Source organism: Leptospira mtsangambouensis (genome assembly GCF_004770475.1).
Taxonomy (GTDB): domain Bacteria; phylum Spirochaetota; class Leptospiria; order Leptospirales; family Leptospiraceae; genus Leptospira_A; species Leptospira_A mtsangambouensis.
The window spans coordinates 1032867-1045404 of the sequence record NZ_RQHK01000017.1; the positions used below are offsets into that span (position 1 = coordinate 1032867).

Sequence of the window (12538 nt, forward strand, 5' to 3'; positions counted from 1 at the left end):
TTTTTTACTAGGGACATGTCAAATCAATGTTATATGTTTGTCTGAACGGATACTCGGGAATGTTAAATGTAGTCTCTCGTACTACAGTGTCCGGGTAACCGTCCTGTTTTGTTAAATCTCCTAAACAAACTGCTTTGTAAGTACCTGGATTTAGGTATTTTATTTTTGCACCTTGTTTGGCAGGGGTTGCCGCTAGAGGTAAAACATTTATGAATTCGGTTTCTTGTGAGCGAAAGATTCCATAATAATGTAACAGAGAGTTCCCGCCACCGGAAATTGTAAGACTTGATGCGGTCTCTGGATAAATGACTCGAGCTCTTGTCAATATATTTCCACCCGCATCGCCTTCCCCTTTATGGTCGAAGAAGATATCACTCACACCTACATAGGTAACAACTGTAGATCGGCTAGTGAGATAAGAATGTAACATCAAATTTTCTTTTAGATTGATTCTTACTTCTAAGATATAAGGATCAAATCCATCGCGAATTTGCATATCTGCTTGGGTGGGGAGTTGGGTGTACAAAGCAGGAAACATTTTGGGTACAATGCTACTTTTGGCAGCTGATGTGGTTCCCGCCACATAGTTGTTTCGTGGGACAATGTTCAGTCCATTGACGATTGGTCTGTTATCGAAACGGCCCGTCACCGGGATTCCTGCATCCAGGGCATAACCCGTCACAAGGGATCGGAAATAAATGGCTGCATAATAATACTGACGTCCAAGCCATGGTTGGCCAGTTATCAAAGCTGATTCCCAACTTTCAGTTTGCGAGGACGGATCGTTGGAAGGAAACTGTGCACCAATCCCATTAAAAAAATCAGATGCCTTGAGAATTCCATTACTTTCTGTACAAGTATTATTATCAAAAGAATAGGTGACCGTACAAAATACTTGTCTGTTAGGTGCAATGTAGTCCCAGAATTTATTGGAATCAACAGTGTCTCGAATTTGTGTGAGTTCGTTTAGACCTTTCAAGTATTTACTTGAAATTCTTACTTCTCCAATATCCAAAAAGATAGGAACATTTCCTGCTTTGGGTTGGTTGACCAAAGTCATAGTCGGATCAAGTCCCTCCCCTTGTGCATCTACATATAAATTTCCAGTTCCATTGTTGAGCTCTGCCCAATCAAGAGGATTGTCTGTAGCATATGTTCCTTTGAGGAGCAATAACATTCTGTGATTGAATAGAGTGGAGATTACGGGAAGTTTGGATTCCTCACCTAAATCAAGTTTGGTTTTACAATGAATAAAGATAAGAACATTGAAGAATAGGACCAAAAGTTTTAGGGATGAAAATTTCACTAAAATAACACTCCTACCGTTAGACCGAAATAGAAAAAGTCCACGTTCTGCAAAGTGTAGTTGGCCGGATTTTGCAAACGAGGGTCGTCATAAGGACTAGAAAGTGGATATCGGTATTGGTTTGGCACATCCAATTGAGTTTCAAAAATCTTATGATAATCCAATCGAACCCCAATTCGGATCCTACGACCAGCAATAAAACTGGCTTCTAACCCGGCGAAGGCGGAAGGATTCCAACGTGCCGTATCAGCAGGCCTTGCGACAACATAAGAAGAACCACCGCCACCTTTGATAAAAAACTGAATGGGCAATTCAATCGGAATTTTATAGGCCAAAGCTGCATAGAGAGGCATGGCAGTCAGAGCTCTTTCGGATCGAGAAAGGAAAACAGCGTAAGATCCACCCACTTCTGTATAAAAAATCCAAGGCCATGGCATCCGGGCATAAAATCCACCGCCAAGAGTAGTCTCTAACACCCGAACTGTGGGAGTTCCTGGCATAGGATTGGCAGCACCCACCCATCCACCGATTTCATACCGGCGTTTGTTGTATTCTTCTAGGGTTTGTGCAGAAAGAAGACCGGAAAAAAGAGTAAGAGCGAGAATTAGGCTAAGGAAGAGCGATTTGATACAATTCATGAATTTCCGGATAATCTTCGTAATATGCACGGACGAAATAGAGTCCATCCGGCGGGAGTGTCATTCCTGCCGTCGAACGGTTCTTCTCTTCCAAAATAGAGCCGATGGATCTAGATTTCCAACGTCCCTTCCCAATGTCTAGTAAAGTTCCTACAGTAATACGAACCATATTGTGCATAAATCCGTTTGCCCGGATTCTGATTTGGATCCAATCCGGTGTCAATCGTTCCAAACGAATGTCAAAGATTTCTCTAACTGCCCGTTTGCCCGCCATCGACTTCGCTTTGGTTAGGGACCGAAAGTCTTTTTCTCCCACAAGGTTTGTGAGTTGGTTTTCTACCAAATCCCAATCAACATGGTGTTTGACCCAGAAGGCTCTACCTTCTACAAAACTACTTTCAAATTTACTATAATAAATTTTGTAGATGTATTCTCTTCCTGTACAACTGAACCGAGAATGAAATTCTGCTGGCACCTCGATTACATTTTTGACTGAAACTGCTTTGGGGGTGAGGGCATTGATGGATACGAGTAGTTTATGAAAGTTGGGAATAGGAAATTCTGTTTTAAAATTACACACCATGCCAAGCCCGTGAACTCCTGTATCGGTTCTACCGGCGACTGACAATCGTGATGCGGGATTTTTATTTAAAATAATGGAAAGGGCTGATTCAATGGCAGCCTGGACTGTCGGTAAATTTTTTTGTTTCTGCCAACCGTAGAAGTGAGTGCCGTCGAATTCGACGAGAAGAGCGTAGTTGGGCAAACCCTTACTTCTCGCCTCCCATTGCTTCTAAGATGGTATTGTATTCATCATACAACTCGCGAGTCATTTCCACTATAGGGCCAGGTTTTCCTTTGGAAGCCTTTCCTGAACCATACAATCTTGCAAGTGTTCGTTTGGCCCGAGACAATAACAAAACTTGGTCCTCTGGTTTTGGAGCCATTTGGTCTTTGAATTTTTTTGTTAAGAATGCATTGAGATAGATCACTCCATCAAATCCCCAGTTGTTATCTGTATCTGGACCTAGCATTCCTGCAGCTTGGTCCACTGGTTCGTTTCCATTTTGCATGAGTTCTAAAGTATAACCATAGATCACCGCTGCTTTTTGGTAGAGTAAGTCTCTAATTTTATCATATCCAATATGAGGAAACTCGTCATGTAGGTCTGAAAAAAACCAAGCAGCACGAATGGCACAAACTGCTTTTTTGGGAGTAGGGGCCACACTGGCACCACGAAGTTGGTAACAGTCCATCCCAAGTAAATAGGAAGCAGCACCTAACACAATTTGGCGGTCCCCAGTAAAATCAAGTGGTCCGAGGATTTTTTCTATATAACTTCTACGAGAATCGGTAGCCATTCGAATGGCTTCGTTGTCAGCAGGGTTCAGAGCATTCCAATCTTTGGGAAAGGAAGAATACAGACAACGAGGACAGACGGTCATGACATAATCCAGAGGACTCACACGACCAAATTTTTTATTTTTTTCGTATAAACGACGTAAATCTTGAGCCAACTTCCCGGCGATGAGTCGGCCACCACCCTGAAACATTTGTTCCTTTTGGTGATTTTCATCACAAATCGGGCAGACTGTGGACTCTTTGGCGCGAAAAGATACTTTTTTGGACTGGGCAGCGGCTAGGGACATAGGAAAAATCTAGGAAAAGGCTCAATTTTAAAATACAATCTGTCAATCCAATATCAGAAATCTCCGATAATACTCACAGGGGCCACCCCGAAATTACTTGTAAGATTCTTTCAAGGAAGGAAAGTACGGAAACGGAATGAACGGCAGCGCAATGAAACAATCCCTTCTTATTCTCATGACGAGTCTTTTGATGCAGGCACCTGTGTTTGCAGAATCAGTCTCTAGTAAATCATACCACAAACGCATTGAACTTTTGACTTACCTACGTGAGTTAGAGCCAATTGTAAAAAATTTCCGTGGAGAAGATCCAGAAGGAAAACCGACGGAACTCAACGCTCCGGAAGGGAAAGAAGGTTTCCGTATGAAAAAATACAACGAAGCCAAACGGATTTACCAAGAAGGTTTACAATACCACTTCGAAGGAAATTTTCCTTCGGCTTACCAACGTTTTCTCGAATGCCAATTGGGTATCGAAAAAATGACGGAAGAACTTTCTCAACTCTACATCTTACGTGCAGAAGAAATGATGAAAACTGCCATGGAAAGAAAAAATCCAAACAATCCAATGGATAAAGCCCTTCTTGATATTTCCATTGAATACGGAAAAGGTTCTTACTTCCGCCAGGACGTGATGGACATTCCAAGAGAAGCACCATATTCACGCCGTATGTATGATCCAAAAGAAGCTCACTACAGTTATAATAAATATGACATCGAGAAAAACTTGGAATTAGGTTACAAACATTTAGGTCTTGCCAAAGAAGCAAGAGCGAATGCGCTGAAAGTAGAAAAGAATTTGGAGAAACACCAAAAACTCCAACCTTCTCACAGAAAGTATCGTATTGATTTATACTTTGGTGCGATCAACCTTGCTCGTGATTCCAAAGCAAATGCAATTAACATCTATAAGTTGAAATATCCATATGACAACTATTACCTGAACAATGCCCAAGCTAAATCAGAGCCATCAAAAGATGATAATGGTGCAACAGTGGAAGGCCAACCAGTTAAGGTTGATGGTGTGACATATGATTTTTCAAAAAACCCTTATGTCAAATTTGATCATAGAATCCAAGCAATGTTTGACGTTCGTGTTCCAGAAGATTACCGTGTGGACCATGCTGATGTAAGAGGTCGTGTATACGATTTGGACTCCAACAATATGGTGTTCATGAAGTATGACCAAGAACGTAAAAAAGCATTAAATGTCCCAACAAAACCTGCTGCTGGAGCCACTGCCAATCCGCAACAATAAGAAACGTTATCTAACACTGTTTCCAGAAACCAAAGCCCAAGAATTTTCTTGGGCTTTTTTATTTCCATAGAATGACCTCTTTTGTCTAATTGTTGCTATGGCGAAAATTCCGGTCGTTGACGATCTTATTAAGAAAAATTTACATGGACTGAGTGTCCACTACGGGCGTTTGGTGATGAAGGTATACTTAAGAATCACCCTTCTTGTTTTTGGTAAAGCAAGCCCTTATTTGATCAGAGGGATCTATCGTTCAGTCACAGGAAATAAAGAAGCACGAATCAAAGAGTTTTTGGAAGGAACCAAAATTTGGGCAGAGGATGTCCTAAAGATTACAAAAACCAAACTCATCGTATTTAATCAAATCGACGTTCCACAAAAAGGAAATATGATTTTTTTAAATCATGTCAATGAGATGGATTTCCCTTACGACTGTTATGTGATCCGTAAACCATTTTTAGCAAATCAGGTCATCAAAAAAGCATGGTTTGCCTATTGGTGGATGGTGGCGATGGGATCCCAAGTGTTTGATAATTCAAAGGCAATGTCTGTTGCCGTTTCTGTAAAAAACTTAATCGAAGGTTTAAAAACCACTTCATACATCGTTTACCCAGAAGGAAAAAATACATATTCAGAAGAAATCCTTCCTTTAAAGAAGGGAATGGTGAAGATTGCCTTTGACCAAAAAATTCCTGTTTTTGTGGCTTTAAAATCAGGAGTCACTACCTACCAAAATTATCAAAAGGGAAATGTAGTTGGTTATTTGGGCCTCGGTTCCCATGATCCAACGGATTTTTCTTCTTGGGAAGAATTTCAAACATATTTATACAATTTGATGCATACCAAAAAACTTGAGTTAGACGCCATGACAGAGGCAGAAAGAACCAAACTCAGTTAAATCTCTGTTTGAATTCTGATTTCCCCCGGTGATTTGATTCCAAATCATCGGACAAAAGAATTGACAAACCAGTTTTTAAGTCGAAAATTTATTTCTTAAAAATGGGGAGAGTGTATGAATAAAATTCTTGGTTCTATGATCGTAATTTTGTTTTCCACAGGTCTTTGGGCTGGGGAAGTTGGTTCCGATTGCACTTTTAAAGGAAAAAAATTGGCAGGTAAGGTTCAGTTTGTGACTAGCTTCCCCGATTTCAAAGTGCAGATCGTGGATAGTTTCCCTGATTTAAAAGTACAAAAGGTGAGTAGTTTTCCTTCTGACTGCGGTAAGTGGCAAGAGGTTACTAGCTTCCCTGATTTTAAAGTTCAGATTGTCACAAGTTTTCCCGACTTCAAAGTGAAATATGTGGATTCATTTCCTGGTGTACCTTAAAGAACCTTCCAAAGGAAAAACGGAGTTACGGTTCATAAGCTCCAAGGACAAATTAAAGAATGCCCGTGCCTTAATCGTTTGGCGAAAGCAGTTTTTGCGATTAGGGTTACAGGCAGGATCTTCCCCATAAGGTGGAATCATTTGAAAAATAAACTGAGTGTCCCCATCCACACTTTGGTAGAGTATTTTTTCTTCATCAATCCAACCACAGGCACTACCGTAAGCAAAATAAGTGCTACCTGATTTTACATTTGATGCACGCATATCTTTTCCAAAACCAGCAAAGTATGTTTCTTTTCCGACCACTCCCAAAACTGTAGGTAGGACATCCAATTGTGATGATATTCTTTCATCTAACTTTGGTTTGATGTATTTTGGAGAAAATAATAGAAAGGGAACCATTCTATCTTCATAATAAGATAAATACCTGTGATGGGTGTGATCTCCTACAAATACAAAAACTGTGTCTTCATAGTATTTTCGTTTTTGAACTTCTTTCATAAATGTTTCCAATGCAGAATCGGAATAATGATAGGTATTCAGATAATCAAAATCTGTGACAGAAGAATCATAAATTTCATATTTTGAATTTGGCACCTTATACGGATAATGTGTCGTCATGGTGAGAATGGTCATTAAAAAATGTTTGTTATCTTTTTGATAAAGATCCATTTCTTCAATGGCTTTTGTATAAAGGTGTTCATCGTCATAACCCCATGCTCCGATATTATACTTTCCTGACTTTCGAAAGTCTTCTTTTCCAATCAAAGTCTGAAACCCAAAGTGGGGTAAAATAGTCGCCAAACTATCGAATTTTAAATCATCACCAGTAATGAAACTGGTTTGATATCCAAAACCAGAAAAGATATTTCCAATGGCCGAAAAATGGCTAAGGATTTGTGGAGTGCGGATGGCTGTAAGGCCAGGCCTGTCGGGAACACTAGTTAGGACAGAAAGTAAAGCATTACTAGTCCTTCCCCCATTGGCATAAAATTTTCGGAAACTATGTCCTTTTTTCGCCAAACTGTTGTAAAATGGTGTTATTTCTTTTCCTAACCAAATCCCATCAGAGATTGGCCAAACATATTTTCCCGTCCAAGATTCTTGGATGACTAACACAACATTGATCGGTTTTCTTCCAGGAATTCCTTCGATCTTTCGAACCAGTGGAAATTCGGGATCATTTATAAAAGTAGCACCGTCATAAGAAATTTCTTCCTTAACCACTTTCAACATATCTACATCAGACATTTTAAGATGTTTAGGGATGGATTGGCTTTTGAAATCGTTAATGGTTGTATATATTCCGTTTAACGCAAGTTGATTGATGAACGAATCATCAGAGATAATGGCTTCACTCGCACGTAACGGAGATTCTTGAGGGCCGCCACGAAGTCCAATGAAGAAAAAAAGGATCCAGAGAATGGCCTTAAAAGATTTGGATCGAAAAGATTCTTTTTGATTTTGTTTTTCAGAGATTTTGAGTTTGGAAAACCAAAACCGAATTCCAAAAATATACAAACCGATACAAAGCAAAAACAAAAGGATTTTGATAGGAGCTTCTTCAATGGCAGAAGAGACTAAAACATCCAAATCACCTAAAAATACAATGGCTTCATATCCAATATGTTTGTTTGCATTTTCAAAATATAATAAATCGGCAAATAAATGGACCAAACAAAATGGATACAACACAAGAGGGGTGATGATCCAAAACTGCCGATAAGGTTTGAATCTAGAGGCATTGTCCCAAAGAGATAGAAGATAAAATCCAACTAACAAAATCGAAATGGTAACCCAATCAAATCGAAACCCAATCAAAAATGCTTTGAGTAAAACCAAATAGGGAAACTCATCTAATCGATATGAATAAACTACAAAAAATAGAATCCGATGGAGAAAGAGAGTTAAAAATGCAAAGGAAAGATAAGTCAGGAAAATTCGATCCGAAAATCTGAGAGAAGGGAAGAGTTTCACAATAAAAAAAGAATAAACCGACAAAGGAGATGGTCAATCGACTTCCTATCTTTCTGTTGATTTATTTTCACGGCCCTTTAATTTTGATCCTACTTACATGAAGCCAATCCAAAAAATACTCATCGCCAACCGTGGTGAAATTGCGGTTCGGGTCATTCGCACTGCAAAAAAAATGGGAATCAAGACAGTTGCTGTTTTTTCCGATCCAGATGCACAAAGTTTATTTGTTCAGTCTGCGGACGAAGCGTTCTCTTTAGGGGGAACAGATGCACGTTCCTCCTACTTAGATGTTGAAAAAGTTGTGAAAGCTTGTCTAACAACAGGTGCAGATGCTGTCCATCCAGGATACGGATTTTTATCAGAAAATACTGACTTTGCTTCTCAATTAGAAAAACATGGAATTCGATTCATCGGACCAAAACCTCACTCAATTGAGGCGATGGGAGACAAAATCGGCTCACGTTTGTTAGTTGCAAAAAGTGGAGTTCCTGTGGTTCCAGGATACGAAGGTGCTTCCCAAGAAATCTCTGTATTCAAAAAAGAAGCAGAAAAAATTGGATACCCCATTATGGCAAAGGCTAGTGCTGGAGGCGGGGGAAAAGGAATGCGTAGGATCAATTCCCCTGAGGAATTGGAAGCGGGTATTTTATCGGCAAAACGGGAAGCTCTTTCTGCTTTTGGTGATGATCGCATTTTATTAGAAAAATACATTACAAATCCAAGACATGTTGAGTTTCAAATTTTTGGAGATACAAAAGGAAATATCATTCACCTACATGAAAGGGATTGTTCCTTACAAAGACGACACCAAAAAGTGGTAGAAGAAACTCCTGCTCCAAGATACCCGTCAGACTTAAAAACAAAAATGTCAGAAGCAGCTGTCATGGCAGCAAAATCAGTACAATACGAAGGGGCAGGAACCGTAGAATTCATATTAGGTGAATCGGGAGAGTTTTATTTTCTTGAGATGAACACTCGTTTGCAGGTGGAACATCCAGTCACAGAAATGACTACGGGACTTGATTTGGTAGAGTGGCAAATTCGAGTATGCCAGGGAGAGGCGTTGCCACAATTACAAACTCCTTCACAAAAAGGACATGCCATGGAAGTCCGTATTTATGCAGAAGATCCAAAAGAAGGGTTTTTGCCATCCATTGGTCGTATCCATCATTTATCTTTTCCTACAAGAGATTACTTACGAATTGATTCTGGTGTGGTTTCAGGATCAGAGATCACAATGTTTTATGATCCAATGATTGCAAAAATGATTGTTTGGGGAGAAGATCGAATTACGGCCATTAGACGATTGGTTGAATGTTTATCAGAGACGATTGTTTTTGGACCAAAGACAAATCTTCAATTTTTACAAAAACTAGTTTCAGCCAAAGAATTTGCGGAAGGAAAGGTATCAACTCACTTCATTGCAGATAACGAAGTAGAACTATTGTCAGATAATACCAAAGAAGAATTAAAATTAGCTTTGAGTGGAACCTTTTTTACTTCTAAAGAACTAACCAGCCCTTGGTCTAAGGAAACAACCTAACATGGATTACTTATTTGAAACAAAATCAGGTCCTGCTTCTGTTTTTGTCAGTGGTGGCGCTGTTCGGGTACGTATTGGAACCAAATCTTTTTTGTTCCAATTAGAAAACTTAATCAAAGAAGAAAATTCATCCACTAATACAAATTCGTTACAATCAGTAACCATGTTAGATGGATCTATATTAAAATACCTGAAAGTACGAAATGAAATTTTCCTCCATTGGAAAGGTGAAACTTGGAATGGAAAACTCACCGAACGGCAGTATGAAGGTGGAGGACAAACATCCCCCGAAATCAAAAGTCCGATGCCAGGAAAAGTAGTGCAAATCTCTACTAGTGTAGGAACGGAACACAAAGCAGGGGAGACTCTTCTCATTTTAGAAGCAATGAAAATGGAGAACGCTGTTAAGGCTCCGTACGCTTGCCGAGTGGAAGAAATTCGTAAATCACAAGGTGAACTTGTCCAACAAGACGAGGTGCTCATCATATTACACAGAATCGAACCGGAAAAAACATAAATTTTCGAATCTATTTGACATATTTTTCAAACTTCCCACCATAAGGCAGTTTCTTTGGCTAACAGGTAGAGAATGTACAATTATATAGTCAGAAGTATTACACTTCTTTTGTTTTTTTCCTTTTTTCACGGGGTTCTCGCTCAGGAACGGGCACCTCGTACGGACCTTCCGTTCGAAATCTCTGAAAAGAAGAGGTTGAGCGAACGGGATTTTAAGATTAAAAAAGAAGGGGGATACTTTACAGGTCTTCCTTTGATTAACTCTGATCCGAATGTGGGGATTGGATATGGAGCACGGGTGCTCTATTTTTACAATGGAACAAAGTCTTCTCCATTGTTTGAATACACTCCTTATCGTTTCCGAATATTTGCTCAGTATTTTAATACAACCAAACAAGCTCCTTACCACATGTTGAGTGTGGATGCTCCATTTATCTTTGATACAAAATGGAGACTTCGTGCGGATTTGGTTTATGACAGAAACCCGAACTCTCTTTACTTTGGGATTGGCGAAAATACTCTCCAACCTCTTTCTTATTTAGAAAGAAACGATCCAAGTGGTCATATCAGAAGAAATGCTCCATTTTCCGATTATGAAGATAATTTGAACTACCGACGACCTGGGAATGCAGGTGTTGGGGAATCTCCAATTGTCAGTGATCATAGATACAATCGTTACGACATTGAAAATCCAAACTTTAGTACATCTGGTGAATATTCCTTCTTTGGTGGAACACTTCGTACGGTAACTGGCGTACGTCTTTCCAAACAAATCATCCGAACTTATGACGGAAAATATAACGATGCTCAATTAGGCCCTGCGGATGGAATTTTAGGTCTTCTCGATATCGATCGTACTGTTGGAACTCCACAAGGGGAAACCAAAGTCACTCGGGATGACAAAGATGGAAAGATCCGAGGTATGAATGGCGGTTATACGAATACAATTCGTGCTGGTATTGTATATGACACACGTGATTTTGAACCAGATCCAAACCGCGGATTGTTTTTAGAATACACTCATGAACGTTCCACAAAGGCCATCGGTTCTACTTCTGAGTTTAATAAAAACTTGGTGTCTGGTCGTATCTTTTTAAGTCCTGTCCAATGGTTCACAAACAAACCTCCTGAGATTTTGGAAAAGTTTGTGATTGCTGCTCGTGGAACCATGATCCAAACCAATGGGGATGCACCGTTTTATGAATACCGCAATATGTGGGGAACAGAAACGAATCAGTCTGGTTTAGGTGGTAGGACAACCATTCGCGGTTACAAACAAGATCGTTTTGTCGGCCAAACAATGGCTTTTGCCAACTTTGAAATTCGTTGGAAATTTGCTGAGGCGGAATTTGGGGGGCAACACTTTGACTTCCAATTAGTTCCTTTCTATGATGTGGGACGAGTTTGGGATCGTACAGAAGATGCAAATCTTAAAAACTATAAACACTCTCGTGGTCTCGGATTAAGAATTCCATGGAACCAAGCAACTGTTATCTACGTTGATTATGCAATTTCAAATGAAGATAGACAAGCATTCATTAACTTTAACCATATATTTTAGGAGGGCAGAGATTATGAAAAAACTTCAATATTGTTTCGCTCTTTTGGTCTTATCTTTTTTCATGAACTGTGAAATGAAACCAGTAGAAGATGTCTACGGTTTAAGCCCGGAAGAAACCAACCAACTTTTTGCAGGTCTCATCGCAAACCAAAGTCTTCGTGACAATGGAAACGGAACCATCACCGATACTGTCGCCAATTTAGTTTGGCAAAAATGTACGCATGGTCAGGTTTATCGAGCTGGCTTTAATGATTGTTTGGGGGCTCCACAAGGTTCCATATTCAATCCGTATGATACAGCAAGGGCTGGTGCCGCACCTGTTGCATTTTGTGACTCCTCAACGCATGCTTGTAACTCAGTGGCATTCCCACAAGTGATCCAAGGATTTTCTTCTATTGGAATTGCAGGGGTCAGTGAGTTGTATGCAGCTTGCCAAAACAGCAATTATTTAGGTGCAACATGGCGAGTACCGACAGCCATTGAATACCAACGATTGGTAATTCCTGGTCGTGCAGCAACCCTCCAATTTTTTCCTTCTACACAAGAAGATGACTATTGGACTGCTTGGTCTAACCATGAAGACCTTCCTGGCGAAACAGCATATGCGATCTCCTTTGACAGACAGTCTTATGGAGTCCAAAAGAATGTAGTCAAAACACAAAGGAATTATGTCCGTTGTATTCGGACTGGTCCTTAACACAAATAGATCTAATTCCCGGTTTTTCATCACTCTCCTGTTCCCCACAGGAGAGTTTTCGCTTTCCAAAAA

General features: G+C 39.9%; 12 protein-coding genes. 7 read left to right on the forward strand and 5 right to left on the reverse strand.

The annotated features are described in order from the left end of the window. Positions 1 to 7 precede the first annotated feature (7 nt). The 4 genes from EHR01_RS17390 to EHR01_RS17405 are packed head-to-tail and all read right to left on the reverse strand — an operon-like array spanning position 8 to position 3593. Positions 8 to 1306: an LIC11270 family surface protein gene (locus EHR01_RS17390; RefSeq protein WP_135696716.1), complete on the reverse strand. Its 1299-nt coding sequence runs from the start codon at positions 1304 to 1306 to the stop codon at positions 8 to 10. After that, the gene (locus EHR01_RS17395; RefSeq protein ID WP_135696718.1) at positions 1306 to 1944 is read right to left on the reverse strand and encodes a hypothetical protein; all 639 of its coding nucleotides are present in this window, start codon (positions 1942 to 1944) and stop codon (positions 1306 to 1308) included. The genes EHR01_RS17390 and EHR01_RS17395 overlap by 1 nt, the downstream gene beginning before the upstream one ends. Further along, positions 1916 to 2710, reverse strand: coding sequence for a tRNA pseudouridine(38-40) synthase TruA (truA, locus tag EHR01_RS17400; protein WP_135696720.1), 795 nt, complete (start codon positions 2708 to 2710; stop codon positions 1916 to 1918). The genes EHR01_RS17395 and truA overlap by 29 nt, the downstream gene beginning before the upstream one ends. 4 nt (positions 2711 to 2714) lie before the next feature. Continuing rightward, complete coding sequence (locus EHR01_RS17405) at positions 2715 to 3593, reverse strand: DUF2225 domain-containing protein (RefSeq protein WP_135629609.1); 879 nt, start codon at positions 3591 to 3593, stop codon at positions 2715 to 2717. A 136-nt stretch (positions 3594 to 3729) separates the two neighbouring features. On the opposite strand from EHR01_RS17405, the gene EHR01_RS17410 reads away from it, so the two are divergent. The 3 genes from EHR01_RS17410 to EHR01_RS17420 all read left to right on the forward strand — a co-directional run bounded on the left by EHR01_RS17410 (position 3730) and on the right by EHR01_RS17420 (position 6172). Then, entirely contained in the window at positions 3730 to 4848 is a 1119-nt protein-coding gene (locus EHR01_RS17410; protein WP_135696722.1) for an LIC11274 family protein, read from the forward strand. A 175-nt stretch (positions 4849 to 5023) separates the two neighbouring features. Next, positions 5024 to 5743, forward strand: a complete 720-nt coding sequence (locus EHR01_RS17415) for a lysophospholipid acyltransferase family protein (protein ID WP_244310203.1) — start codon at positions 5024 to 5026, stop codon at positions 5741 to 5743. 114 nt (positions 5744 to 5857) lie between these two features. Beyond that, positions 5858 to 6172, forward strand: coding sequence for a 7(1) septoil knot domain-containing protein (locus EHR01_RS17420; RefSeq protein WP_135696726.1), 315 nt, complete (start codon positions 5858 to 5860; stop codon positions 6170 to 6172). Here EHR01_RS17420 and EHR01_RS17425 read toward each other — a convergent pair. After that, the gene (locus tag EHR01_RS17425; RefSeq protein WP_135697433.1) at positions 6152 to 8152 is read right to left on the reverse strand and encodes an LTA synthase family protein; all 2001 of its coding nucleotides are present in this window, start codon (positions 8150 to 8152) and stop codon (positions 6152 to 6154) included. The genes EHR01_RS17420 and EHR01_RS17425 overlap by 21 nt on opposite strands. 94 nt (positions 8153 to 8246) lie before the next feature. Between EHR01_RS17425 and EHR01_RS17430 the strand changes: the two genes are divergently transcribed. From EHR01_RS17430 to lsa25, 4 genes are all read left to right on the forward strand, one after another. Then, positions 8247 to 9692, forward strand: coding sequence for an acetyl-CoA carboxylase biotin carboxylase subunit (locus EHR01_RS17430; protein ID WP_135696728.1), 1446 nt, complete (start codon positions 8247 to 8249; stop codon positions 9690 to 9692). A 1-nt stretch (position 9693) separates the two neighbouring features. Beyond that, positions 9694 to 10209, forward strand: a complete 516-nt coding sequence (locus EHR01_RS17435) for an acyl-CoA carboxylase biotin carboxyl carrier protein subunit (RefSeq protein ID WP_135696730.1) — start codon at positions 9694 to 9696, stop codon at positions 10207 to 10209. Between the two features lie 72 nt (positions 10210 to 10281). Next, positions 10282 to 11769: an Omp85 family outer membrane protein gene (omp85, locus tag EHR01_RS17440; RefSeq protein WP_135696732.1), complete on the forward strand. Its 1488-nt coding sequence runs from the start codon at positions 10282 to 10284 to the stop codon at positions 11767 to 11769. A 13-nt stretch (positions 11770 to 11782) separates the two neighbouring features. Next, positions 11783 to 12466 carry a surface adhesin Lsa25 gene (lsa25, locus tag EHR01_RS17445; protein WP_135696734.1) on the forward strand — a complete coding sequence of 228 codons (684 nt, stop codon included), beginning with the start codon at positions 11783 to 11785 and terminating at the stop codon, positions 12464 to 12466. Positions 12467 to 12538 lie beyond the last annotated feature (72 nt).